Source organism: Martinezella sp. CNPSo 3890, from assembly GCF_057784455.1.
The window spans coordinates 22,246-46,020 of the sequence record NZ_JBXSOR010000002.1 but is presented as its reverse complement, the minus strand read 5'-3'; the positions used below and the strand labels follow the sequence as shown (position 1 = coordinate 46,020).

Below are 23,775 nucleotides of genomic sequence, written 5' to 3'. Positions count from 1 at the left end.
CATGCCGGATTATCAGCGCATCAAGAAAGAACTCGAAGGCATCGCCGTCGAAGACAACCCGGCGCTAGTGCGCCAGAAAAGCCGTGACTTCTACTGGTATTCGCCGATCCTGAAGGCCCAGCTCGACAATGTCACGGCCGATCTCGTCGTCACTCCGAAGACCGAGGAAGAGGTGATCCGCACGTTGAAGGTCGCCTATGCGCATGACGTTCCAGTCACGCCGCGCGGGGCCGGTACCGGCAATTACGGCCAGGCCATGCCGCTTTCCGGCGGCATCGTGCTCAATCTCGCCGCCATGAACAGGATCAAGGAGATCCATCCCGGCCGCGTCATCTGCGAGCCCGGCATCGTCATTGCCGAGCTCGACCGTCAGACCAAGGCCCATTCGGGCCAGGAGCTGCGCTTCCATCCCTCGACGGCACAAACTGCGACGATCGGCGGCTTCATCGCCGGCGGCTCCGGCGGTGTCGGCTCAATCACCTGGGGCGGTCTGCGCGATCTCGGCAATATCCTGCGCCTGCGCGTCGTGACGATGGAGGCGGAGCCCCGCACGCTCGATCTCACCGGCTGGGACCTGACCAAGGTCAGCCATGCCTATGGCACCAACGGCATCATCACCGAAATCGAAATGCCCTTGGCGCCGGCCTATGATTGGATCGACGTGCTGGTCGGCTATGACGACTTCATGGATGCCGTGCGCTTTTCAGACGCGCTTGCCAAATGCAACGGCATTCTGGTCAAGGAAATCGCCCCGATCGCCGCCCCCATTCCGTACGAATATTTCAGCCGCCACAAGCCCTATATCCGCCAAGGGCAGTCGATCGTGGCATTGATGATCGCACCGCATTCGATGGACCCATTCGTCGCCTTCACCATGCAGCAGAAGGGCGAGATCACCTTCCGCTCCGACAAGGTGGAGAGCATGAAGGGCATTCCGCACGCCTATGAGCTCGCCTGGAACCACACGACGCTGCGTGCCATCAAGGTCGATCCCAACATCACGTATCTGCAGGTGCAGTATCCGGGGCCGGATCATGTCGCCAAAGTTCAGAAGATGGTGGAGATCTTTGGTGACGAGGTGCCCGGTCATCTCGAATTCATCAAGTTCGACGGGCAGATCCAATGCTCCGGACTGCCCCTCGTGCGCTACACTTCCGAGGCACGGCTCGAAGAGATCATTAGGATTCACCAGGATCACGGCTGCCCGATCTTCAATCCGCACCGCTATACGCTGGAGGAAGGCGGCATGAAGCAGACCGATGCCGTCCAGCTTGCCTTCAAGAAGGAAACCGACCCTAAGGGCCTGCTCAATCCCGGCAAGATGATTGCCTGGGACGATCCGAATTTCGACTTCAAATCCGGCAAGAACTACCTCTTCCCCGGCCTTGCCGCGCTGATGGAGGCCTCATGAAGGTTCTCGTCCTTCATTCCCATCCGGTCGAGGAAAGTTTTGGTGGCGCGCTGCATCGCCGGACCGTCGAGAGCCTGAAACGTGCTGGACATGACGTCGACGACTGCAACCTCTATGCCGAGGGCTTCGATCCTGTGCTCTCGCGCCACGACCGGCTGATCTATCACGACTATCCCGAAAATACCGAGACGCTCAAACCCTATGTCGAGCGGCTGGAACGCACCGAGGCGCTTGTGATCGTCACTCCGGTCTGGAACTTCGGCTTTCCGGCTATCCTCAAGGGTTATTTCGACCGAGTCTGGCTTCCGGGCGTTTCCTTCGAACTCGTCAACGGCAAGGTACGCTCGAAGCTGCAGCATATCCGCAAACTCGGCGCGGTCTTGACCTATGGCGCCGATCCATTCCGCGCCTTCATTGCGGGCAACCCGCCGAAGAAGATCGTCAAGCGCGTGCTGCGCGCGCAGATCAAGCCTTTCGCCCCGGTGATCTTCCTCGCCCATTACGACATGAACCGCTCGACGGAAGGTTCCCGCAGCCAGTTTCTGACGAAGGTCGGCCGCGAGATGGAGCGATTTTAAATGCGGCTTTTTCTAGCGGCCAGAATGACCGCGACCGCCCAACGGTCGATTCCAGAAAATGCCGGACGACACCTCGCGATAGAGCATTTCCAGGAAAAACGCGCAGCCATTTTCCGTCCGGAATGCGTTTGGAAACAAGAAGATAGAGCGTTTCCGGGATTCGCGAAAAGCGGAAATGCACTCGGCCGATGGAGGCAATCCACAACACGTGGCGAGGCGGACTGCCGGCCCGATATTTTCCAGCCAGAAAGCGCGCAATTGGGCGGTGTTCCGGCTTGGGACGAACTTCGATCCGCCTGCGCGTTTTGGGGGAATGACGGATCGCATTCCCCCAAAACGCTTCAATAATCATCGAAAGCTTAAGAGCAATTCCTGGAAAGGCGGAAGAGCTAGTTGTTCAAAGCGCCGCCGATAATGGCGCCGAGCGCGAAGGCCGCGGCGGGATACCAAAGACCATCGCTGTGACGGCGGTAGCCCGGGCGGCGATCACGGTAACCTCTGTAGCCATGATAGTAACCCGAACGGTCCTTACCCCGATAGGGCCCCCATCCAGGGCGTCCCGGTCCCCGAGGCGGCATCTTGCGATGAACTTCGTCGGGACGATCGCGATGATGACGGGGCCATTCCTGCGCGTTGGCGAAGGGCGCTGCCAGCGTTACGGCAGCCATGGCGAGAACAAAGATCTTTTTCATTGGGCTTCCTTCCTTTTCATCAGGAAACCTTAGTAATCTTAAGGTGAACAGAACGTTAACGCATTGCTACCTTAAATAGCTGGATTGCACGGAATATCTCAGAGATCCATCCGGCTCGTCGGCCCTCAGAGCATCGTCAAAGTGGGCCGAATATGCGCATGCTTCAACCGGATCGGTGATATGGCAAAACCTAGACGCCGGCCGACTGGCGTAACGGTGTGGCCACTTCCGCATCCCGACGCTTGACGGCCTCGATATCGCGATAGGCATTGGCCGGATGGGTCACCGGCAGATAAGGTCCCTCGCCGAAGAGCTTTTCGCGCAAGGTGCCCGGACGATAGGCGGTCGGATACACTCCGCGCTTCTGTAGTTCCGGAACAAGCAGATCGACCGCCGCCTCGAAGCTGTCGGGTGTTACCGCATAAGCGAGATTGAAGCCATCGATGTCCGTCTCTTCGGCCCATTCCTGCAGGATGTCGGCGATAGTCGAGGGCGATCCGACGAATACGGGACCTGTTCCGCCGATCCCACCCCATTTGGCGAGTTCCTCGACCGTCCAGGCCCGGTCCTTGCCGCCGAAGTTCTCGATCATCGAGACGATCGCATTGGTCTCGACCTTCTTCAATTCGTCGGTCGGCGCATATTGGCCGAAATCGATGCCGCTCCAGCCAGACATGAATACGAGCGAGCCGTCATAGGAGGCATAGCTCTGATACTCCTCGAAGAGCTGCTGGGCCTTTGCATCGGTCTCCGCGATGATCAGTGTCGTGAGATTATAGATCAGCACCTTCCGTGGATCGCGGCCAGCAGCCGCAGCCCTCTGCCTGATATCGGCGACATAGGCGCGCAGCAGGCTCTTGGTCGGAGCCGCGACGAACACGCATTCAGCATGGCCGGCCGCGAAGGCCTTACCAGGCCCCGATGCGCCTGCCTGATAAAGCACGGGCGTCCGCTGCGGCGATGGCTCGCAGAGATGGTAGCCTGGAACATCGAAATACTTGCCTTTGTGGCCGATCTCGTGGACCTTGGTAGGATCGGTGAAAATGCCCCGCTCGGCATCGCGCAGCACGGCGCCCTCCTCCCAGCTTCCTTCGAAAAGCTTGTAGAGGACCTCCACATATTCGGCGGCGACCTCATAGCGGTTGTCATGGGTCTTCAGGCCGCCCTGACCGACGTTCTTCGCGCCGCTCTCCAGATAGGAGGTCACGATATTCCAGCCGACACGGCCCTTGGTGTGATGATCGGCGGTGGCGAGCCGGCGGGCAAACGTGTAAGGATGCTCGAATGAGGTGGAGGCGGTTATTCCTATGCCGAGATGTTGGGTCGCAAGCGCGATCGGCGCCGCGAGCTGAATCGGATCATTGACCGGTATCTGCGCGGCCTGCTCGATTGCATGGTAATTCGAGCCCTTGTAGACATCGTAATAGCCGATGACGTCGGCGATGAATATGCCGTCGAAAATGCCGCGCTCCAGCGTCCGCGCCAGATCCTGCCAATAGTCCAGATCCTTGTATTTCCACGACTTATCGCGCGGATGCCTCCATAGCCCCGGGGACTGATGCGCGACGCAATTCATGTCGAACGCGTTGAATCGAATATGCCTTGTCATGCCAGCTCCGGACGAATGAGACCGCCGATCAGGCTAGGGGCAGGAATGCTATTCGAAAAGTAAACGCATAATGTCTATATACTCTATGGAGAAATATTTTTCCCGTCGCTTGCCCGCAATCCGCTATTCAATGCCTGGATTGGTGAGCGATTGGCAGGCTTGATCTAAAGAGCAGCGTTGTATGCAGACCATGTCGGTGGCGCGATCCGGAAACCTCCGGCTCAGACCTGGCCAATGCCGCTTAGCCCGATCAACGCGCCAATGCCCAGAACGATGAGCGGATGGACGCGCGTCGTCGAAAGAACAAATGCGCCGGCTGCCGCTATGGCCGCCAGAATCCAGCCCTGAGTTGATGCCTCGGTGATGACGACCGCGCTGGCGGTGACGAGCCCGGCGGTCATCGGCACCAGCCCGGCCTGGACGATCCTTCGCCACGGCCTGTCCTTGAAACGGTTCCAGAGATGGAGCACCAGATAGGTCAGCACCGAAGAAGGCCCAAACTTTGCCACCGAAGTCACCAGCACTCCAGCCCATCCGGCAACGTGCCAGCCGACCAGGGGCACGACCATTAGGTTCGGACCGGGAGCTGCCTGCGCCAAGGCGAACAGCGCACCGAATTCCTGCGCCGTCATCCAATGCTGCACATCGACGATCTGACGATGCATTTCGGGGAGAATGGAATTGCCGCCGCCGAAGGCGAGCAGCGACAGCTGGGTGAAAATGATTGCGAGAGAAAGCAGGGTCGTGGTCATGCTTCAAGCTTCCAAATGGCGATGATACCGAGAGGAGCCAGAACCAGCATGGTCGGCAACAAGGGCAGCCCGACCACGGCGATGGCGGCAAAGCAAATGGCGGCAATGACCAGGGCGACAGGCCTGCGGCGCAGCGGCAGGATGATCTTGACGGCCATCGAGATCAGCAGACCGGCCGCGGCGGCGGCAAGGCCTGCAAACATGTGCTGGATGCGTGGATCGCTGTTGAACTGATCGTACACGACGCCAAGGCTGATCACGATCGCCGTCGGCGCGACAATGAGGCCAAGGAGCGCCGAAAATGCCCCCGCCACGCCCTGAAACTTGGAGCCGATCGCAACCGCCATATTGATGATATTGCCGCCGGGCAGGAACTGACACAGCCCGAGCAGTTCGGTGAACTCCTCCCCAGTCAACCACTTGCGATCCTCGACGACCATGCGGCGTGCGAGCGGCAGAACCCCGCCAAAACCAATGAGGCCGAGTTTGAAAAAGCCGAAGAAGAGCTCCGCGACCGCTGGTCCTTCGCGTCGATCAGCATTGGAATGAGAAATAGCGTCCATGTCATGGCCTGTGTGTTTATGCCGAACAGGCGGTCAAAATAGGCTTTTTCCGGTCATGCGTCCAATATATGGATTGAACAGTATCCATATGTTTGAGATATGTCATGATCGAACTTCGACACCTCCGTTATGCCGTAACCGTTGCCGATGAGGGCCATATGACCCGCGCTGCCGAAAGGCTCGGCATCCAGCAGCCACCGCTCAGCCAGCAGATAGCCAAGCTGGAGGCAATCGTCGGTGCATCGCTGTTCAAGCGCCTTCCGAGAGGTGTCGAGCTGACGGATGCGGGGCGGACGTTCATAGAGAGGGCGAGAACCATCCTCAACGATGTCGATCTTGCGATAGAGGCGACGAGACGCAATGCCCGCGGCGAGGAGGGAAGCCTCGCCATCGGCTTTACCAGTTCGGCGGCCTTTCATCCGCTGGTCAGCTCGGCCGTCCGCTCGCTCGGCGAGGCGTCACCGGATGTCGCGCTCAAGCTTGAGGAAGCCAGTACGCCCGATCTGATCGCCATGCTGCATTCCGGTCTTCTCGACGTCGCACTCGTGCGCTCTCCCGTTGCACAGTCGAGCGGGCTGATAATTTCCCGAATTCTCGATGAAGAGATGCTGGTCGCTCTTCCAGATCGTCATCCCCTGGTGATAGCGAAAGGAGAGAAGCCTCGCCGCGCTCGATTGTCGGAGCTCGCAAACGAAGCTTTCATACTTTACCGCCGTCCCTCGGGGCCGGGGCTATATGACAGTATCATAGCGGCCTGCCTTGCCGCGGGCTTCAGCCCAAAAATACGTCATGAAGCTCCCCGGTTGCTGTCGACGCTCAGTCTGGTCGCCGCTGGTCTCGGAATCTCCATCATTCCAGGATCGATCGCAGGGCTGGAGACGAGCGGCATCGCCTATCTGAGGCTTGACCCAGGAGACAATCTCGTGGCTCCCCTTTATCTCGCGCGAAAGGATGAGCAGCCAAGTGGCGCGCTGCAGCTATTCGCCGACATCGTTCAGCACGAGAAAGCCTCGATGAAATAGGGACGCTAAGCCGGCTATCCTCCTGTCAGGAAAGACCGACAGACTTGTGCCTGATCCTCATGTCACACCATTCGACCACACCGATGCAGCCTAGAAGCTCAAAGTCGCATCCTTCCAAAGGCGAAATCCTCCGAGAAACGCATTTTCGTTCTCGCCGATACGGCAGCCGGGTGGCAGTTCCTTGAGCTTTTCGGCATTGCCACCACCAATTACGATTTCATGCGGCAGCAAGGCCGCCCTCAATCTTTCGACGATATCCTCGACCGACTGCCGCCATTTTTTCTTGCCGTATTTTTCAAGGCCCCGTTCTCCGATGAAGTCTTCGAACGTGCCCCGCTTCTTGTAAGGCAGATGGGCGAGTTCCATGGGCAGGCAAACGTGATTGGCAATCATCGCCGAACCCAATCCGGTACCGAGGCCGAGAAACAGCATATTGCCGTCCTTGTAGTTGCCGATTGCCTGCATCACGGCGTCATTGACAAGCCTGACCGGCTTGCCGAAAGCGGTGGAAAAGTCGAAATCCTGCCAGCCGCTGCCCAGATTGTGCGGTTCCATGGCGGGTCTGTTGTTCGAAACCGGGCCTGGGTATCCCATGCCGATAACATCATATCGCCAATCGCTCGTCAGGTCCTTGACGGCCTGGACCATCTGCTTCGCCGACATTGCAGGCCCCGAGACGGCTGCCCGGCGGTCGCTACCGGAGCTGAGACGCATTTTGACATGCGAACCGCCGAGATCAATCGCCAAGACGATAAGCTCTTCTGTCGCAGCTGGTGCGGCGGCTTTCTTCAGTTTTACGTTCGTTTTGCGGCTCTCTAATGCCTGACTCATATTCGTCCACTTTCTATCCGCACTGGCGCAAATCCTACTAGGGCGCTTCAACGACCGAGACGGAGAAATCCTCTCCCTCCCAATGATCGGTGTCAGGCCAGTAAAAGGTAAAGGCAACCGACCCGCCTTCAGGCAGGTATTCGCATGAAAGCTCGGCAACATGTATGCCGAAGCCGTTCTGGCTCGTTTCGGTATCGGTGGCGCCGACCCAACCATCAAAACTCCAGCGAATGATCGCGCGCGCCATGACCTCGATCCGCAGGCGTTTGCCGACGGCAAGCTGCGACAGCTTGTTATTGAAACGCCACGGCACGAAGGGTGCCGTCACCTTGTTGGTCACGTAACGCTCGACACCCTGCGGCGGCATGTCGAAAACAGCCCCATCTCTCAGCGAGCGCAGGAGTTTGATATGCTCGGCGTGAGCCCAGACGAGCGGCATGGCGCTGCCGGAGGGTTTTCCGAGCATAAGCCCCAGCTCCGGCACATCGGGCTGGTCCCACACCTGTTCCGGGAGCAATCCGCCCTGACCGGCGGACTGCTCGAGTGTCTTGAGCAACTGAAGAGCCACGTCCGGACGGCCGGCCGCAAGCTCATAATGGGCGCGTTCGCCCGCAAGCAACGGCCATGGCCGCCCAATGCCCGTGCCGTCGAACGGGCCGCCATCTTCATGCTCACCATAGCCGTCGCCGGTATAGCGATACCATAGCGGCCCTTGCGGCAGGTCGCATTTGAGCTGGGAATCAATCACCCTGACGGTGTCGAGGATGCGAGGATCGTCGGCGGCCCGCAATCCGAAGCGCACCAGCGCCAAAGCATCGGGACTGACGACGCGGGCGGTCGGCAAGAAGGATTCAGCGGGCGGCCTGTTCTTGATCGGCACGAAACCGTCGGCGGGCGAGCTTCCGTCGGCGATCTCAGGCGGCGCGATACGGACATAATAACCCTTGATCCCGAGAGCAGCGCTCTCCGCATCGCTGCTGACATAGGTCCAGCGCTCGATCTGGTCGTTCCAGGCGTCGGCGGTCTGCCGCAGATAATCCGCATTGTGCGTTTGACCGGCAATTTCCAGAATATCGGCTGCCGCAAGCAGGGCGGCGATCTCGACCGCCAAAGTGAAGGGAGAAAAGCCGCCATCCTCTTCCCAACGGTCCTCGCCGGTAACGGGACCGTTGACGACGACGTAGCGTGCCGCGCTTTCGACCATCGGCACGTAAGACAGTAACAGATCGCCAGTGAGGACTCCCTCGCGACGCAGGGCATCGGCGAGCAGGATCGGAAAGGCGCACTCGTCCATCTGTATCCCGGTCCAATAGGGCTCTCCGTCCAGCCAGCAGTTCTGCGGCCAATGTCCATCCTCTTCCTGGATAACGCGCAGATAGGCCAGAATGCGCAGCGCATCCTGCGCGGCGCCCGCAGCCAGAAAGCCACCGGCCGTCTCGACCAGATCACGCGGCCATACCAGATGATAGCCGCCGAGGTCTTCGTCGCCCTTGGCAAAGCCCCATGGAATGGAAAGAGATGCAACAGCCGGTCCTTCGAAAGAAAGAGGCCGATGCGTCGCCAGCACGGCTGTCGAGATCCGATAACGATTGACTTCGGGCGGCGGCGCTCTCGGTTCGTCCAAAGCCAGCAATCCGTCTTGCCATGTCCGCCAATCGGCAACATAGCTGCGCTCGGCGTTGTCATAGCCGGCTTGCAAGCTGGCAAGGGCATTGTAGCCGGCTTCCTTGGCGTGACTTCCAAAACCGAGCGATAGGGTGATGGTGTCGCTGCCGCCGATCAGATCGATCTCACCGGTCAGCGCGACGTTGCCATCGGCGGCACGCGTAAAGGCCGGGTCCAATCGGGCCTCTTTCTGCAATTGCTGCCATCCGTCGGAAATACCGACATAGCCAGCGGATGCCGTCCGCCAACCACCGCTGACGGCAAGAGCCATCGAGACACCGCCCGTGCCCGTCGCAAAAAGCATCGGTGTGCCCTTGTAGTCCTCCACCCAGCCCGTATTGCCGTAACCGGCATTGACCAGATGTGGAGCGGCCAGCAGATAGAGACGATAATCGCGGATCGTGCCTTCCAGCGGCTCGAATGATATCTGCTGTAGCAAGCTGCTGCGCATGGGATCGACGATGATGCGCTTGATGATCCGATAACGGCCGTCGATCGCCGTGTTGATCAACCGATAGGCCGGAACGCCATCCTCGACCGTGGTGACGACGCTCTCCGTATCGCGCTTTTCCTCCGAAAAATAACCTTCAGGACCTGTGACGATCAATCCGATGTCGCGGGTGCAAGCACTGTCGACGCGGGGATAATAGATTTCGTTGAGGATGCCGTGGCTGAGAGTGAACCAGATGCGGCAGGCTGGCGAAAGGGCTGTGCCAACTCCGCTCTTTGCACTGGACGTCCAGCGAGGTTCGATACCGTTCACGCTGGGGCCGGAAGCATCGTAAGGCGCCATGCACTATCTCCTCTGTCGCTGCAATCTGCTCCCGCCAAAATGTTTCGGCAAGACGGAACCTATGCGCATTCAAGCCAATACGCCCAGGTTTTACTGCCATTGACAGCCTCCACTCGTCCTGTATTCTGTTATAAAATTCTATATAACATAATTGTGGAACATAATTGGGAGTGTATCGATGAAGTTAGGACTCGGATTCCTGATTGCGGCTGCTTTGGTTGCGGCGCCCTCGCTGCTGATGGCTCAGGAAAAAGGTGGCGTCATCAATGTCGCGACGATCGGGGAGCCGCCAACGCTCGATCCCATGACCTCCACCGCCGATCTCGTCGGTATTGTCACCCAACATATCTTCGAAACGCTCTACACCTTCGACAAGGGCTGGAACGTCACGCCACTGCTTGCGGAGAGCATGCCCGAGATCAGCGCTGACGGCGAAACCTACACGATCAAGCTCAGGACCGGCATCAAGTTCCATGACGGCAGCGTCATGACCTCCAACGATGTGGTCGCCTCGCTCAACCGCTGGACCAAGCTGGCGTCGCGCGGCAAACAGGCGGGCGGCTTCATCGAATCCATTACCGCCCAGGATCCGGCGACCGTCGTCATTAAGCTGAAGCAGCCCTACGCCCCCCTCACCTCGCTGCTTGCCTTCAACAACTCCGCCGCCATCATCATTCCAGCCAGCAAGCAGGCGGACACGATGACCGACTTCATCGGCACCGGTCCCTATATGCTGAAGGAGCGCAAGCCCGACCAATATATTCAGCTGGTGCGTTTCGACGGCTACAAGCCACGCGATGGCGAAAGCAATGGTTACGGCGGCGCCCGGCATCAATATCTCGACGAAATCCGCTTCGTTCCGGTGCCCGATGCCAACACCCGCGTCGAAGCGGCCATTTCCGGCCAGTATGACTATATCGACAGTCTTCCAGTCGAATCCTTCGACAAGCTGAAATCCGCTTCGGCGACCCAGCCGCTGCTCCTCAAACCGTTCGGCTATCCGGTTTTCGTCTTCAACACCGCCGACGGCATCACGAAGAATGTCGCGATCCGCAAGGCGATCCGACAGGCACTCAGCATGGAGGACATGCTGGCGGCAGCCTTCGGCAGCACGAATTTCTATACGGTCGACGGCAACATGTACCCTGCCCCCTTTACCTGGAGCACGGATGCCGGCGTCAAAGGGAATTACAATGTCGCCGATCCGGAAGGCGCGGCCACAGCCGCCAAGGCGGCCGGTTATAAGGGCGAACCGATCCGTATCCTGACCAGCCGCCAGTACGAGTTCCATTACAAGATGGCACAGGTCGCAGCCGAATATCTGAAACAGGCGGGCTTCACGGTGGACCTTCAGGTGGTCGACTGGGCGACGCTGACCCAACGCCGTGCCGACAAGGCGCTGTGGGACATCTACATCAGTCACAGTCCCTTCCTTCCGGAACCGGCGCTGATCGGCACGCTGTCGCCGAGCTCGCCCGGCTGGTGGACCACGCCGACAAGCAAGGCTGCCATCGACGCCTTCAACACGGAGGTCGATCCCAAGAAGCGCATCTCGCTTTGGGCGAACGTTCAAAAAACCATCTATGACGAAGCTCCCATGATGAAGATCGGCGATTTCAACGCCGTTGCGGCGATCTCCACGAAGCTTCAAGGCGTCGAGCCCGCGCCGTGGCCCTACTTCTGGAACGCATCGATCAAGAAATAAGCCTCCCAAGGTGCTCGGGCACCGGTTACGGCCGGCGCCCGTTCCCAATCTAGTCCGTTCTCGGACCCTGGAGCTATTCCAGGAAAAGTGCGTGGCGGTTTTCCGTCCGCAGTTGCGAGAGAACAAAGAAATAGAGTGGTTCCGCGACTCGAAGAAAGCGGAACCACTCCGGGGAACCGACCCAATGATACGCTACATCCTTCAGCGTCTTGCAGGCATGATCGTCGTGATGTTTCTTGTCGTCACCATCGTTTTCGTGATCGTGCGCGTGACTCCCGGCGATCCGGCCGCCGTCATGCTCGGCCCGGATGCGACCGCGCAGGATATTGCCGAACTGCGGACCCGGCTGGGCCTCGACCAATCCATATTCGTCCAATACCTGTTCTATGTCGGGCAATTGCTCAAGGGCGACCTGGGCCAATCGATCTTCCTGAATATCCCGGTTTCCTCGGCGCTTCTCGAGCGTGCCGAGCCGACCTTTTTCCTGACCCTGTTCTCACTCCTGATTGCCGGCGTGATTGCGTTGCCGATCGGCATCTATGCCGCCTATCGGCGAGGATCGCTCGTCGATCAGGCTTCAATGGCGCTCGGCATGCTGGCGGCAAGCATTCCAAGCTTCTGGCTTGGCCTTATCCTGATGCAGATCTTCGCGGTTCGCCTGGGGATGTTTCCTGTTTCCGGCTATGGCGGACCGGGCACGAGCTTCCTTGATCGCATGTATCATCTGACATTGCCGGCCGTCGCACTCGGTCTTGTCTCCTCGGCGCTGATCCTGCGCTTCACCCGCGCATCGATGCTCGACGTGCTTGGAGACGACTATATCCGCACCGCCCGCGCCAAAGGGCTGATCGAACGCCGCGTCGTCCTCAAACATGCGCTGAAGAACGCACTCATACCAATCCTGACGGTTCTGGGGCTGACAGCGGCCGTGCTGATTTCCGGCGCTGTCGTCACCGAGACCGTCTTCGGCCTGCCGGGTGTCGGAAGCCTCGTCGTCTCGGCGGTGCTGCGCCGCGATTATCCGGTGATCCAGGGGGCCTTGCTCGTCATCGCAGGCCTCTACGTCCTGATCAATTTTGCGATCGACATGCTCTACCTGCTGGTTGATCCGAGGGTGCGCTACTGATGGCCGATATCGCAACCGATACACCAAAACGGGCGCAGAGCGAGCGAAGCAAATTCCTTCGCCGGCTTCTGAAGCGCAAGACCGTCGCCGCCGGTCTCATCGTGCTGGCAATCTTCGTCTTTCTTGCCGTCCTCGCCCCATGGATCGCGCCCTATTCGCCTTCGAAACTCTCGATCGTCAACAGACTGAAGCCGCCAAGCGGGGTTTACTGGTTCGGCACCGACGAGTTCGGCCGAGATATCTTCTCCCGCACCATCTATGCAGGACGGCTATCGCTGCTCGTCGGAGCCGCCGTCGTGGCGCTATCGGCGGCGATCGGCGTCACTCTCGGCTTGCTCGCCGGCTTTTTCCAGAAACTGGATACCCCAATCGCCCGCCTGATCGATGCGATGATGGCGTTTCCGGATATCCTGCTTGCCATCGCGCTTGTCGCCGCCCTCGGCCCGTCGCTGACGACGGTCATTGTCGCGCTATCGATCGTCTATTCGCCGCGGCTGGCCCGCATCGTCCGCGCCTCAACGCTTGTCATCCGCGAACTTCCTTATGTGGAGGCGGCCAGGGCTCTCGGCATCTCGACATTCCACATTATGACGCGGCACGTGCTTAGAAACCTCCTGTCGCCGATCCTGGTGCAGGGTTCGTTTCTCTTCGCCAGCGCCATGCTCGCCGAAGCCGGGCTTTCGTTTCTCGGCCTCGGCGTCAGTCCCGAAATTCCAACCTGGGGAACCATGATCGCCGCCGGCCGTCAATATATCGGCCAGGCCGACTGGATGACCTATTTCCCCGGCTTTGCCATCATTTTCTCCGTGCTCTCGCTGCAGATGGTCGGCGACGGCCTGCGGGACATGCTCGATCCAAGACTTCGAAAGGACTTGTAAATGACCGGTGAAAAAGCGGGCAAGCCGCTCCTCCTCACCAATGTGAAGCCCATGGCTTTCGGTGGCGATACCGCCGCCGGCGTCATCGACATCCTCGTCGGCGCCGACGGCAAGATCACCGCTTTCGGTCCACAGCTTGCCGCTCCCGGCGATATCGAGCGCATCGACGGCAAGAGCGCCTGGATTTCTCCCGGCTGGATCGATCTGCACGTCCACATCTGGCATGGCGGCACCGACATCTCGATCCGCCCATCCGAATGCGGCGCCGAGCGCGGCGTCACGACGCTGGTCGATGCGGGCTCGGCCGGCGAAGCCAATTTTCATGGTTTCCGCGAATATATCATCGAACCATCCAGAGAACGCATCAAGGCCTTCCTCAATCTCGGTTCGATCGGCCTCGTTGCTTGCAATCGCGTCCCCGAATTGCGTGATATCAAGGATATCGACCTCGACCGCATCCTCGAATGCTATGCCGAGAACAGCGAGCATATCGTCGGCATCAAAGTGCGTGCCAGCCACGTCATCACCGGCTCCTGGGGGGTCACACCCGTCAAGCTCGGCAAGAAGATCGCCAAGATCCTGAAGGTGCCGATGATGGTGCATGTGGGCGAGCCGCCCGCGCTCTATGACGAAGTGCTCGAAATTCTCGGACCGGGCGATGTCGTCACCCACTGCTTCAACGGCAAGGCCGGATCGAGCATCATGGAGGACGAGGACCTCTACAATCTCGCCGAGCGCTGCGCCGGCGAAGGCATCCGGCTCGATATCGGCCATGGAGGCGCCTCCTTCTCGTTCAAGGTTGCGGAAGCGGCGATCAAGCGCGGCCTGCTGCCCTACTCGATCTCGACCGACCTGCACGACCATTCCATGAACTTCCCGGTCTGGGATCTGGCGACCACCATGTCCAAGCTGCTCTCGGTCGGCATGCCATTCGACAAGGTGGTCGACGCCGTCACCCATGCGCCAGCCTCGGTCATCAAGCTTTCGATGGAAAACCGGCTGTCGGTCGGCGAGCGCGCCGATTTCACCATCTTCGACCTCGTGGATGCGGATCTAGAGGCGACGGATTCAAACGGCGACGTTTCACGCCTGCGGAAGCTGTTTGAGCCGCGCTACGCTGTCATCGGCGCGGAGGCGATCGCCGCCAGCCGCTACGTGCCCCGCGCCCGTAAGCTCGTCCGTCATAGCCACGGCTATTCGTGGCGGTAGTCGAAACATTAAGATCGAATGGCAGGAGCATACGTGAACACGTCCCCAACACAGGCCGCTTCAGCAGCGCAAACACCCTACCAGCGACTGGCTGCGCTCGGCATCGCGCTGCCGCCGCCGCCACCGCCGATCGCTAATTTCGTGACCCATGTCCGCGAAGGCAATGTGCTCTATCTTTCAGGTCAAGGGCCGCGGGAAGCAGACGGCCACCTCCATTCCGGCAAGGTCGGTGGTGACGTGGGCGTCGACCGGGCCTACCAGCATGCGCGGCTAACTGGCATCAACCTGCTTGCTGTCATGCACGGCGCGCTCGGCGATCTCTCCCGGGTGAAGCGAGTGGTCAAGCTGCTCGGCATGGTCAATGCCGTGCCGCATTTCGAGGATCATCCGAGCGTCATCAACGGCTGCTCGGACCTCTTCATCGAAGTCTTCGGCGAAGCGGGCCAACATGCCCGTTCGGCCGTCGGCTTCGGCTCGCTTCCCGGCAACATCACGGTCGAAATCGAAGCGATCGTATCACTTAACGATTAGTTTTTACGCAATTCCGGACGCAAAGCCGCGTCGCGCTTTTGCTGGAATTGCTTCAAGGAGGACGAATTCAGTGGTTGCGCCAGCCCATCAGCTTTTCGATTCGCTCGGCGGCCGCGCGCACCTGTTCGCCATAATGGCTGCCGTCGGACACGGCTTTCTGTTCGGGAAGCACGATCGAAATGGTCGCGACACATTGACCATCCCGGTCCACGACCGGCGATGCGATGCAGGCAACCGCATAATCGGACTCCGCCACCTGGATCGACAAGCGCTCCTTAAAGGCCTTGCCCGCGGCCTCGGAAAGCACGGCGGCATCGACCTCGGCCCGACCGGTCGGCGAGGTGCGGGCACAGCGCTTGAAAAGCTCGATCCTTTCGCCTTCCGGCAAATGCCCCACCAGCAGCCGACCCGAGGCAGTCCAGTTGAGCGGCACGCGCGTTCCGACGCGAGAGGCGACCTGAAAATGGCTCGGCCCGTCCGCCATCGCCAGCACCAGCATGGAATCGCCGTCGCGGCCGCAGACTTGCACCGTCTCGCTCGCCTGCCGGCAAAGATCGTGCATTTCGCGGGTGGCGATGCTCATGAAATCGAGCGACCGGGCATAGGCGAGACCGTAGTGGTAAAGACGGGCGCCGAGCCAGACGGAACCGTCGCCATTGCGGCCAAGCATGTTCTTTTCGACCAGATCGTCGATGATCACATAGACGGTCGAAAGCGGTGCCTTGATCGCCTTGGCGATCGCGTAGGCGCCAGCCGGCGCGCCGGTTTCATACAGATAATCAATGACCTGCAGCGCGCGGTCGATGCCGCTGACGCGCGAACGGCGCGCGCCTTTGGTTTCCCCTTCCCGGATGGAATCGGCGTCTTCAGGGGGTGCGGCGGGTAGGGTCTTGGCGTCCAAGTCAACGCTCCTCGTGAGATTTCGAGAAGCTATTACATTACTATGGCATAGCTGTCGATGACAATCGGCAGTCGTCACTTTGGAGAGATAGAATGTCCGATGATATCCGTAGCAAGATCGGCCTGAGGCCCGTCATCAACGTATCAGGTACCATGACGAGCCTCGGCGCATCGATCGTCGTGCCTGAAGCCATTGCGGCTATGACGGCGATCCTGCCGCAATTCGTCGAGATCAACGACCTCCAGCGCAAGGCCAGCGCCGTTATCGCCCGGCTGACGGGCGGCGAGGCGGGCTTCGTGACGGCATCCTGCTCCTCCGGCATCAGCCTCGCCGTCGCAGGCGCCATCACCGGCAACAACCTGCTCGCCATAGAGAAGCTACCCGATGCCGCACCGGACAAGAACGAAGTCATCGTGCAGATGGGCCATGTGGTGAGCTATGGCGCCCCCGTCGATCAGGCGATCCGCCTTGCCGGCGGCAAGGTCGTTCTGATCGGTCAAGCGACCTCGACACACCGCTTTCACATGGAAAATGCCATAAGCGAGAAGACGGCGGCAGCCGTCTATGTCGTATCCCATCATGTGGTCGATTACGGCTTGCTGCACCTGACCGAGTTCGTCGAGATCGCGCACGCCAAGGGCGTGCCCGTCATCGTCGATGCCGCTTCGGAGTACGACCTCAGGCTCTTCCTGGCGCAGGGCGCCGACATCGTGCTCTATTCCGGCCATAAGTTCCTCGGCGGCCCCACCTCCGGCATCGTCGCCGGCAAGAAGGAGCTGGTGCGCAACGCCTTCCTGCAGAACATGGGCATCGGCCGCGGCATGAAGGTCGGCAAGGAAAGCATCTATGGCGTGATGGCGGCACTGGAAGCCTGGGAAAAGCGCGACCATGCCGGCATCCGCGAACGCGAGACGGGCTATCTGAACCTGTGGAAGCGAACTCTCGACGGCCGCCCCGGCGTCACCGCCCTGATCGAGCCCGATCCTACCAACAACCCGCTCGACCGCATGCGGGTCATCATCTCTGCGCCGGAGGCGCATATCAGCGCCTGGGATCTTGCGGCAGCGCTTGCCCGCGGCAACCCGCCGGTAATCGTCCGCGACCATGAGGTGGAGCATCACTATTTCTATCTCGATCCATGCAACCTGCATCCCGGCCAGGAGGCCATTGTCGCGACCCGGCTTGCCGAGGAACTCGACAAGGCGCGCGCCTCCAACGAGATCATCGCGACACCGATCGAGAACCGCAGCCGGCATCGCTTCGACGGCGTGCTGAACTGGCCGGACTGAGCTGTGGCAGGGATCGCAAGAAGGGAACAAGCATGAGCACGTCGCAGGCAAAGGCCCCCGAACCCATCCTCTCCGTCGAAAACCTCACCACCTCATTCCTGGTGGACGGTGCATGGAAACCCGTCGTGCGCAATGTTTCCTTCTCGGTCGCGCCGGGCGAGACGGTGGCGATCGTCGGCGAGAGCGGCTCGGGCAAGAGCGTCACCTCGCTCTCGATCATGCGACTGCTGCAGAGCGATTCAAGCCGCATCGAAGGCAAGATCCTGCTTGGCGGCCGCGACCTGCTTTCTCTTCCCGAACATGAGATGCGCAAGGTGCGCGGCAACGACGTGTCGATGATCTTCCAGGAGCCGATGACGTCGCTCAATCCGCTCTTCACCATCGGTGACCAGATCTCAGAGGCCTTGCTCTGCCACAGGGACATGTCGGCTGCGGACGCCAAGGCCGAGACGATCCGGCTGCTCGAAAAGGTCCGCATTCCCTCGGCCGCCTCGCGCTTCGACGAATATCCGCACCGCTTTTCCGGCGGCATGCGCCAGCGCGTCATGATCGCCATGGCGCTCGCCTCGAAGCCGAGGCTGCTGATCGCCGACGAGCCGACCACCGCTCTCGACGTCACGATCCAGGGCCAGATCCTCGACCTCATCAAGATGCTGCAGGACGAGGAAGGAACTTCCGTCCTGTTCATCACGCATGACATGGGTGTGGTGGCGGAAATCGCCGACCGCACGGTCGTCATGTATCGCGGCGAGCAGGTGGAGACGGGCGCGACGGCCGACATCTTCCATCGCGGCCAGCATCCCTATACCCGCGCGCTGCTGTCGGCCGTGCCGGTGCTCGGTTCGATGCAATCCTATGAACGACCGCTGCGCTTCCCCGTCGTCAATACTGCGACGGGAGAATCCGACACGCCAGCCGAAGTGCCCGATACGGTCGCAAAGGAAAAACCGGTGCTGCAGGTCAAAAACCTCACCAAGCGCTTCGACATTCATTCGGGCCTCTTCGGAAAGCTCAAAGGCCGGGTGCATGCGGTGGAAAACGTCTCGTTCGATCTCTTTGCCGGCGAAACATTGTCGCTTGTCGGCGAATCCGGTTGCGGCAAGTCGACCACCGGACGCGCCATCATGCGGCTGATCGAACCGCAATCCGGTTCCGTCATCGTCGATGGCCGCGACGTGCTCTCGCTTGGCAAACGTGACATGCGCGAGATGCGTAAATCGGTACAGATGATCTTCCAGGATCCCTTTGCCTCCCTAAATCCGCGCATGACGGTCGGCCAGGCGATCGCCGAACCCTTTCTCGAGCACAAGATGGGAACAGCACGGGAAGCGAAAGAGATCGTCGCCGATATGCTGCGTAAGGTGGGCCTGACCCCTGACATGGCAAGCCGCTATCCGCACGAATTCTCCGGCGGCCAGCGCCAGCGCATCTGCATCGCCCGCGCCCTGGCACTGCAGCCGAAGGTGATCGTCGCCGACGAAAGCGTGTCCGCGCTCGATGTATCGATCAAGGCGCAGGTCATCAACCTGATGCTCGACCTGCAGCAGAGCCTCGACCTTTCCTTCCTGTTCATCTCCCACGACATGGCCGTGGTCGAGCGCGTCAGCCATCGCGTCGCCGTCATGTATCTCGGCGAAATCGTCGAGATCGGCCCGCGCGCGGCCGTTTTCGGCAATCCGCAGCACGACTACACGAAGAAGCTGATGGCAGCCGTTCCTGTGCCGGACCCCGATCGCCGACGCGAAAAACGCATGGCAGCCAGTGAGGAGTTGAAAAGCCCCATCCGGCCCGTCGATTATCTGGTCAAGCCGCGCGCGTATCGAACCGTCTCTTCCGGCCATCTGGTTGCCGTCTGATACAGCAAGCCGGTCGACCGGAAGGTCCTTCGTCATCACCAACAGGCGCCACCATCGGCGAAACCGCGTTTCATCCCCGCGCAGTTAAAGACGCTCTTGCAAAAGCGCGCCGTGTTGATTAAACGATTAATCAAGGAAACCGGAGCGCGCTCTTGGAGAGTCAGACACGCCCTACCTCGATTCGGGAAATCGCAACCAAGCTGGGTGTCTCCACGGCAACGGTCTCGAATGCCCTGCGCGGTACGGGCCGGGTGTCATCAGCCCTTGCGGAGCAGATTCGCCTGGAAGCGGACAGGCTCGGCTATGTGCCTGACCATGCGGCCCGCGCTCTGCGCACCGGCAAGAGCAATACGGTCGGCCTGCTGGTTCCGAATATCGGCCAACCCTTGTTTCCCGCTTTTGCCCAGGCCATCGAGCGAGCCGCCAAGCGGCGCGGTCTTGCCGTTCTCATCGGCGATAGTCAGGGCGACCCGCAGCAGCAGGAATTCGAAATCAGGACCATGATCGCCCGCGGCGTCGATGCACTGATCGTGATACCGACGCGCGGCACGACCATTGCACCCACGGATGTCCCGGTGCCGGTCGCCGTCATCGACAGCGCCGCCACGGTCGGCAACATCGCTGCCAGCCATCATCGTCAAGGCGGGCGCCTGATCGCACGCCACTTGGTCGAGCTTGGTCATGACAGCATCCTTATCCTCGCCGGCCCGGAAAATTCGCTGGTAGCGCGCGAGCGCGTCGAAGGAATGCGCGAAGTCTTCCGCCAGGCCGGCGTCGAACCCGCATTGCGACACAGCGATGCGACGTTCGAGGCCGGCAGCGCTCTCGGCCGCGAGCTCGATCTGCGGCATTTTACGGCCTGTGCCGCCGCCTATGATGCGCTCGCCGTCGGCTTTGCCATAACCGTCAAGGACAGGGGCTTCAGCATTCCGGAAGACATATCGCTCACCGGCTTTGATGATCTGATGTGGGCTCAAATCGTCTCTCCACCACTCACGACCGTCCGGCAGGATCTGGAAGCCGTGGCAAACCATGCCCTCGCCTTCGTCGCCGGAGAAATCGACATCAGCGGAATATTCCCGACGGAACTCGTCTTGCGGCAATCCACCGCGCGCCCGTCCGCCTTTGCCAAGGGAGGCAGACATGCCGAATGAACCCCACGACCTCCATTCATCCGAGCTGCGCGACCGCGCCGTCCGGGCGGCATTGGGCCTTGAGCCGTTCGATGTGCTGATTGCCGGCGGAACGCTCGTCGATGTCGCGACCTCGGAAATGAGGCCGGCCGATATCGGCCTTGTCGGCCCCTTGATCGCAAGCGTCCATGCCTTGGGGACAAGGAAGGACGCCAAGCAGACCATCGACGCTTTAGGACGCTTCATCGCGCCCGGATTTATCGACACGCATATGCACGTCGAAAGCTCGATGGTGACGCCAAGGCGATACGCCGAAACGGTTGTTCCCCAGGGCACGACGACGGTCTGCTGGGACCCGCATGAAATCGGCAACGTCGCTGGCCTCGACGGTATTCGGTGGGCGCTCGAAGAAACACGGCAATTGCCGCTGCGCTTCCTGACCCTGGCGCCATCCTGCGTCCCCTCGGCACCCGGCCTTGAGCTTGCCGGTGCGGAATTCCGCTCAGGCGAAATGACAACCATGCTCAGCTGGCCGGAGATTTCCGGTGTCGCCGAAGTGATGAACATGCGAGGGGTCCTTGAGCGCAGCGAGCCGATGCGCGGCATCCTTGAGGCCGGACTTGCGAGCGGCAAGCGCGTCTGCGGCCATGCCCGCGGACTGGAAGGTGCGGAATTGCAGGCCTTTGCCTCCGCGGGGATTCAATCCGATCACGAGCTCACCTCGGCCGAGGACTTGCTGGCGAAATTGCGGGCGGGCCTTACCATCGAGTTGCGCGGCTCCCATGACTATGTTCTGCCCGGCGTCGTCGACATGCTGAAAAAGCTGCCGCATCTGCCGCAAACGCTGACGATCTGCACCGATGACGTTTTTCCCGACGACCTCGTGAATGAGGGAGCAATGTCGTCCGTTCTCAGGCGTCTGATCGGCTATGGAATGAAGCCGGTCGATGCCATCCGCGCCGCCACGCTCAACGCCGCCATGTGGCTGGACCGCTATGATCTGGGATTGGTGGCACCCGGCCGCCGCGCCGACATCGTCATCCTCTCCGATCTCGAAAAGATCGCGGTCGACCTCGTCTTCGCATCTGGACGTGAGGTCGCAAGAAGCGGCGGCCTCATTGGAGCCAGCGAGTGCACGCCCTCGGAGGCCTATCGCGACACTGTGGAGGTCGGAAGGCTTTCTGCTACCGATTTCGAGATCGAGCTGCCGGGCATGACTGATGCTCGCGTCAACACGATTGTCAGCCCGCGATTCACGAAATGGGGAGAGGCAACCGTCAAAGTCGAAAATGACAAGCTCGTTGTGCCTGACAATATGCTGCTGATGGCTGTTATTCACCGCCACGGAAGAAAAGAGTCGACACCCGTCATCGGCATTCTCGAAGACTGGGGTCACTGGAGCGGCGCGCTTGCGACGACGATATCGCATGACAGTCATAACCTCACCGTCTTCGGCCGGAACCCCGCGGATATGGCGGCGGCGGCCAATGCCGTCATCGAAGCGGGCGGCGGCATGGCAACGGCGGCCGGCGGCAAGGTCACAGCCCTGCTCGCCCTGCCCGTCTGCGGCTTGCTGTCGGATGCACCCGCAAAGGACGTGGCCGTCGACTTCGCCAGGCTGCGTGCCGCAGCCGATGCAATCGCCGACTGGATGCCACCCATTCGCACCTTCAAGGCGGTCGTCGGAGCAAGCCTTGCCTGTAACCCCGGCCCGCACGTCACCGATCTCGGGCTGACCGACGGAACCACCCAGGACATCAGACCGCTTCTGGCTTCAAGCCAAAATTGAGGTCACCAGCCAAACGGCGGCATCTGCCGACTTAGGAGATATAGACAATGACCTCAACTACGAATGTCGGGCAGCCGGGTGATACGTCAGAGCCGCGGTGGAAGACCTATTTTCGCATGGGCGAGCGTAAGACCAATACGAAGACGGAAATCATTGCCGGGATGACGTCCTTCCTGGCAGCGGCCTATCTCCTCGTCGTGATCCCTTCCCTGCTTTCCGCCGGTGGCATCGACCGCGCCGCCGCAACGACGGCAACCATTCTCGTCATCATCGGCGCGACCCTGTTCATGGCGCTTTATGCCAATATGCCCTTCGTGGTGGGGCCGGGCATCGGCGGCTCGGTTCTGGTGGGGCCGACGATGGCAGCCGTGGAGCATATTCCCTGGCAGACTGGCCTTGCCATCTCCTTCTGGTCGAGTGTCGTCTTCGTTCTGCTGACCGTCCTCGGTGTACGCCAGGTCATTGCCCGCATGGTTCCGGCCCAGATCAAGCTCGGACTGGGTGCGGCGATCGGATTGTTCATCGCGCTTCTCGGCTTCAAGAATGCAGGTCTCGTCGATGTCAACGCCAAGAGCCACGCGCTCATGCTCGGTTCGTTCAACTCGGGACAGGCGATCATTGCCGTCTTCGGCATCTTCCTCGCCGTCTTCCTGCGCGGGCGCAAAGTGCCGGGGCCGATCCTCTGGGCGATCCTGGGCAGCACGCTGCTCGGCATTCCGCTCGGCGTGACCAAGGTGCCCGCCGCATTCTTCGGAGCGCCGCACAGCATCTCTGAGATCGGCCTTCAGCTCGATTTCCTTGGTGCGCTGAAGATCGAATATTTCCCCTATCTCTTCGCCTTCTTCGCATCCGAATTCTTCTCGACCCTGGGCACGACGCTCGCCGTTGGCGCCAAGGCCGGCCTGGTCGATGAGGAAGGCAACATGGCGGACCTGGGCAAGCCGTTCCTCGTCGATTCGATTGCCGCCACGATCAGTCCGCTGCTCGGCATTCCCTCCGCCACGGCGCTGGTCGAGAGCGCGACAGGCGCGGAAGCCGGCGGACGCACCGGTTTTGCTTCACTTGCAACCGCAGCCCTTTTCGCGCTCACTTTGCTTTTTACGCCGATCGCGCTGATGATCCCGGCAGCCGCCACGGCACCCGCCCTGATCCTCGTCGGCATGTCGATGTTCAGCGCGCTGAAGCGTGTCGACCTGGAGAATTTCTCCGACGGTCTCTCTGCCCTGATGATGGTCCTTCTGACCCTGGTCTCCAACAGCTTTGGAACCGGCATCGCCGGAGGACTGCTGTTCTACGTCATCGTCAAGGTCTTATCGGGAGAAGCAAGGCAGGTGTCTATCGGCATGTATCTTCTCGCCATCCCGCTTGCCTATTATTTCTGGACCGTGGCCGCTCACTGAGCGGCCACAAATCCATAAGTTGTGCACCCGCGATCCGGCATG

20 protein-coding genes are annotated in these 23,775 nt (G+C 60.4%); 13 read left to right on the top strand and 7 right to left on the bottom strand.

Annotation, left to right across the window (positions count from 1 at the left end; all coding sequences use genetic code 11):
• Position 1 precedes the first annotated feature (1 nt).
• Entirely contained in the window at positions 2–1,411 is a 1,410-nt protein-coding gene (locus AC13RC_RS06400; protein ID WP_113355742.1) for an FAD-binding oxidoreductase, read from the top strand.
• Positions 1,408–1,989 carry an NAD(P)H-dependent oxidoreductase gene (locus AC13RC_RS06395; protein WP_113396479.1) on the top strand — a complete coding sequence of 194 codons (582 nt, stop codon included), beginning with the start codon at positions 1,408–1,410 and terminating at the stop codon, positions 1,987–1,989. The genes AC13RC_RS06400 and AC13RC_RS06395 overlap by 4 nt, the downstream gene beginning before the upstream one ends.
• Before the next feature lie 389 nt (positions 1,990–2,378).
• On the opposite strand, the gene AC13RC_RS06390 is transcribed toward AC13RC_RS06395, so the two are convergent.
• The 4 genes from AC13RC_RS06390 to AC13RC_RS06375 all read right to left on the bottom strand — a co-directional run bounded on the left by AC13RC_RS06390 (position 2,379) and on the right by AC13RC_RS06375 (position 5,605).
• On the bottom strand, positions 2,379–2,681 hold the full coding sequence (locus AC13RC_RS06390; protein ID WP_113355740.1) for a hypothetical protein: 303 nt from the start codon (positions 2,679–2,681) through the stop codon (positions 2,379–2,381).
• A 190-nt stretch (positions 2,682–2,871) separates the two neighbouring features.
• Positions 2,872–4,290 carry an LLM class flavin-dependent oxidoreductase gene (locus tag AC13RC_RS06385; protein WP_113421478.1) on the bottom strand — a complete coding sequence of 473 codons (1,419 nt, stop codon included), beginning with the start codon at positions 4,288–4,290 and terminating at the stop codon, positions 2,872–2,874.
• Between the two features lie 221 nt (positions 4,291–4,511).
• Entirely contained in the window at positions 4,512–5,042 is a 531-nt protein-coding gene (locus tag AC13RC_RS06380) for a chromate transporter (protein ID WP_113391174.1), read from the bottom strand.
• Positions 5,039–5,605 (bottom strand): chromate transporter, encoded by a 567-nt coding sequence (locus tag AC13RC_RS06375; RefSeq protein ID WP_488556771.1) that lies wholly within the window; start codon positions 5,603–5,605, stop codon positions 5,039–5,041. Before AC13RC_RS06375 ends, AC13RC_RS06380 begins: the two co-directional genes overlap by 4 nt.
• A gap of 104 nt (positions 5,606–5,709) precedes the next feature.
• On the opposite strand from AC13RC_RS06375, the gene AC13RC_RS06370 reads away from it, so the two are divergent.
• Entirely contained in the window at positions 5,710–6,627 is a 918-nt protein-coding gene (locus AC13RC_RS06370; RefSeq protein ID WP_113355736.1) for a LysR family transcriptional regulator, read from the top strand.
• Positions 6,628–6,717: 90 nt separating this feature from the next.
• Here the strand turns inward: AC13RC_RS06370 and AC13RC_RS06365 are convergent, their stop codons facing one another.
• Together AC13RC_RS06365 and AC13RC_RS06360 are read right to left on the bottom strand one after the other, a co-directional pair.
• Entirely contained in the window at positions 6,718–7,458 is a 741-nt protein-coding gene (locus AC13RC_RS06365) for an ROK family protein (RefSeq protein ID WP_113355735.1), read from the bottom strand.
• 37 nt (positions 7,459–7,495) lie between these two features.
• Entirely contained in the window at positions 7,496–9,916 is a 2,421-nt protein-coding gene (locus AC13RC_RS06360) for a glucan 1,4-alpha-glucosidase (RefSeq protein ID WP_488556770.1), read from the bottom strand.
• Positions 9,917–10,094: 178 nt separating this feature from the next.
• On the opposite strand from AC13RC_RS06360, the gene AC13RC_RS06355 reads away from it, so the two are divergent.
• From AC13RC_RS06355 to AC13RC_RS06335, 5 genes are all read left to right on the top strand, one after another.
• Positions 10,095–11,621: an ABC transporter substrate-binding protein gene (locus tag AC13RC_RS06355; protein WP_113391179.1), complete on the top strand. Its 1,527-nt coding sequence runs from the start codon at positions 10,095–10,097 to the stop codon at positions 11,619–11,621.
• Between the two features lie 184 nt (positions 11,622–11,805).
• A complete protein-coding gene (locus AC13RC_RS06350) occupies positions 11,806–12,747 on the top strand; it encodes an ABC transporter permease (protein WP_162748899.1) in 942 nt (313 codons plus the stop codon).
• Entirely contained in the window at positions 12,747–13,625 is an 879-nt protein-coding gene (locus tag AC13RC_RS06345) for an ABC transporter permease (RefSeq protein ID WP_488556769.1), read from the top strand. Before AC13RC_RS06350 ends, AC13RC_RS06345 begins: the two co-directional genes overlap by 1 nt.
• A complete protein-coding gene (locus tag AC13RC_RS06340) occupies positions 13,626–14,834 on the top strand; it encodes an amidohydrolase/deacetylase family metallohydrolase (protein ID WP_113391181.1) in 1,209 nt (402 codons plus the stop codon).
• An 18-nt stretch (positions 14,835–14,852) separates the two neighbouring features.
• Positions 14,853–15,365 (top strand): RidA family protein, encoded by a 513-nt coding sequence (locus AC13RC_RS06335; protein ID WP_112724315.1) that lies wholly within the window; start codon positions 14,853–14,855, stop codon positions 15,363–15,365.
• 67 nt (positions 15,366–15,432) lie between these two features.
• On the opposite strand, the gene AC13RC_RS06330 is transcribed toward AC13RC_RS06335, so the two are convergent.
• A complete protein-coding gene (locus tag AC13RC_RS06330) occupies positions 15,433–16,266 on the bottom strand; it encodes an IclR family transcriptional regulator (RefSeq protein ID WP_488556768.1) in 834 nt (277 codons plus the stop codon).
• A gap of 92 nt (positions 16,267–16,358) precedes the next feature.
• Here AC13RC_RS06330 and AC13RC_RS06325 point away from each other — a divergent pair, with 92 nt between their 5' ends.
• The 5 genes from AC13RC_RS06325 (at position 16,359) to AC13RC_RS06305 (ending at position 23,733) form a co-directional block, all read left to right on the top strand.
• The gene (locus AC13RC_RS06325; protein WP_113332114.1) at positions 16,359–17,555 is read left to right on the top strand and encodes an aminotransferase class V-fold PLP-dependent enzyme; all 1,197 of its coding nucleotides are present in this window, start codon (positions 16,359–16,361) and stop codon (positions 17,553–17,555) included.
• Positions 17,556–17,587: 32 nt separating this feature from the next.
• Positions 17,588–19,411, top strand: a complete 1,824-nt coding sequence (locus AC13RC_RS06320; RefSeq protein ID WP_113396471.1) for an ABC transporter ATP-binding protein — start codon at positions 17,588–17,590, stop codon at positions 19,409–19,411.
• Positions 19,412–19,563: 152 nt separating this feature from the next.
• Positions 19,564–20,565 (top strand): LacI family DNA-binding transcriptional regulator, encoded by a 1,002-nt coding sequence (locus tag AC13RC_RS06315; RefSeq protein WP_488556767.1) that lies wholly within the window; start codon positions 19,564–19,566, stop codon positions 20,563–20,565.
• Positions 20,555–22,333: an adenine deaminase gene (locus tag AC13RC_RS06310; protein ID WP_113396469.1), complete on the top strand. Its 1,779-nt coding sequence runs from the start codon at positions 20,555–20,557 to the stop codon at positions 22,331–22,333. The genes AC13RC_RS06315 and AC13RC_RS06310 overlap by 11 nt, the downstream gene beginning before the upstream one ends.
• 47 nt (positions 22,334–22,380) lie before the next feature.
• A complete protein-coding gene (locus tag AC13RC_RS06305) occupies positions 22,381–23,733 on the top strand; it encodes an NCS2 family permease (RefSeq protein ID WP_113396468.1) in 1,353 nt (450 codons plus the stop codon).
• Positions 23,734–23,775: the final 42 nt, after the last annotated feature.

Bases quoted from the DNA above. Each gene is read 5' to 3' on its own strand.
- AC13RC_RS06400 (WP_113355742.1), top strand. From the start codon at position 2: ATGCCGGATTATCAGCGCATCAAGAAAGAACTCGAAGGCATCGCCGTC.
- AC13RC_RS06395 (WP_113396479.1), top strand. From the start codon at position 1,408: ATGAAGGTTCTCGTCCTTCATTCCCATCCGGTCGAGGAAAGTTTTGGT.
- AC13RC_RS06390 (WP_113355740.1), bottom strand. From the start codon at position 2,681: ATGAAAAAGATCTTTGTTCTCGCCATGGCTGCCGTAACGCTGGCAGCG.
- AC13RC_RS06385 (WP_113421478.1), bottom strand. From the start codon at position 4,290: ATGACAAGGCATATTCGATTCAACGCGTTCGACATGAATTGCGTCGCG.
- AC13RC_RS06380 (WP_113391174.1), bottom strand. From the start codon at position 5,042: ATGACCACGACCCTGCTTTCTCTCGCAATCATTTTCACCCAGCTGTCG.
- AC13RC_RS06375 (WP_488556771.1), bottom strand. From the start codon at position 5,605: ATGGACGCTATTTCTCATTCCAATGCTGATCGACGCGAAGGACCAGCG.
- AC13RC_RS06370 (WP_113355736.1), top strand. From the start codon at position 5,710: ATGATCGAACTTCGACACCTCCGTTATGCCGTAACCGTTGCCGATGAG.
- AC13RC_RS06365 (WP_113355735.1), bottom strand. From the start codon at position 7,458: ATGAGTCAGGCATTAGAGAGCCGCAAAACGAACGTAAAACTGAAGAAA.
- AC13RC_RS06360 (WP_488556770.1), bottom strand. From the start codon at position 9,916: ATGGCGCCTTACGATGCTTCCGGCCCCAGCGTGAACGGTATCGAACCT.
- AC13RC_RS06355 (WP_113391179.1), top strand. From the start codon at position 10,095: ATGAAGTTAGGACTCGGATTCCTGATTGCGGCTGCTTTGGTTGCGGCG.
- AC13RC_RS06350 (WP_162748899.1), top strand. From the start codon at position 11,806: ATGATACGCTACATCCTTCAGCGTCTTGCAGGCATGATCGTCGTGATG.
- AC13RC_RS06345 (WP_488556769.1), top strand. From the start codon at position 12,747: ATGGCCGATATCGCAACCGATACACCAAAACGGGCGCAGAGCGAGCGA.
- AC13RC_RS06340 (WP_113391181.1), top strand. From the start codon at position 13,626: ATGACCGGTGAAAAAGCGGGCAAGCCGCTCCTCCTCACCAATGTGAAG.
- AC13RC_RS06335 (WP_112724315.1), top strand. From the start codon at position 14,853: ATGGCAGGAGCATACGTGAACACGTCCCCAACACAGGCCGCTTCAGCA.
- AC13RC_RS06325 (WP_113332114.1), top strand. From the start codon at position 16,359: ATGTCCGATGATATCCGTAGCAAGATCGGCCTGAGGCCCGTCATCAAC.
- AC13RC_RS06320 (WP_113396471.1), top strand. From the start codon at position 17,588: ATGAGCACGTCGCAGGCAAAGGCCCCCGAACCCATCCTCTCCGTCGAA.
- AC13RC_RS06310 (WP_113396469.1), top strand. From the start codon at position 20,555: ATGCCGAATGAACCCCACGACCTCCATTCATCCGAGCTGCGCGACCGC.
- AC13RC_RS06305 (WP_113396468.1), top strand. From the start codon at position 22,381: ATGACCTCAACTACGAATGTCGGGCAGCCGGGTGATACGTCAGAGCCG.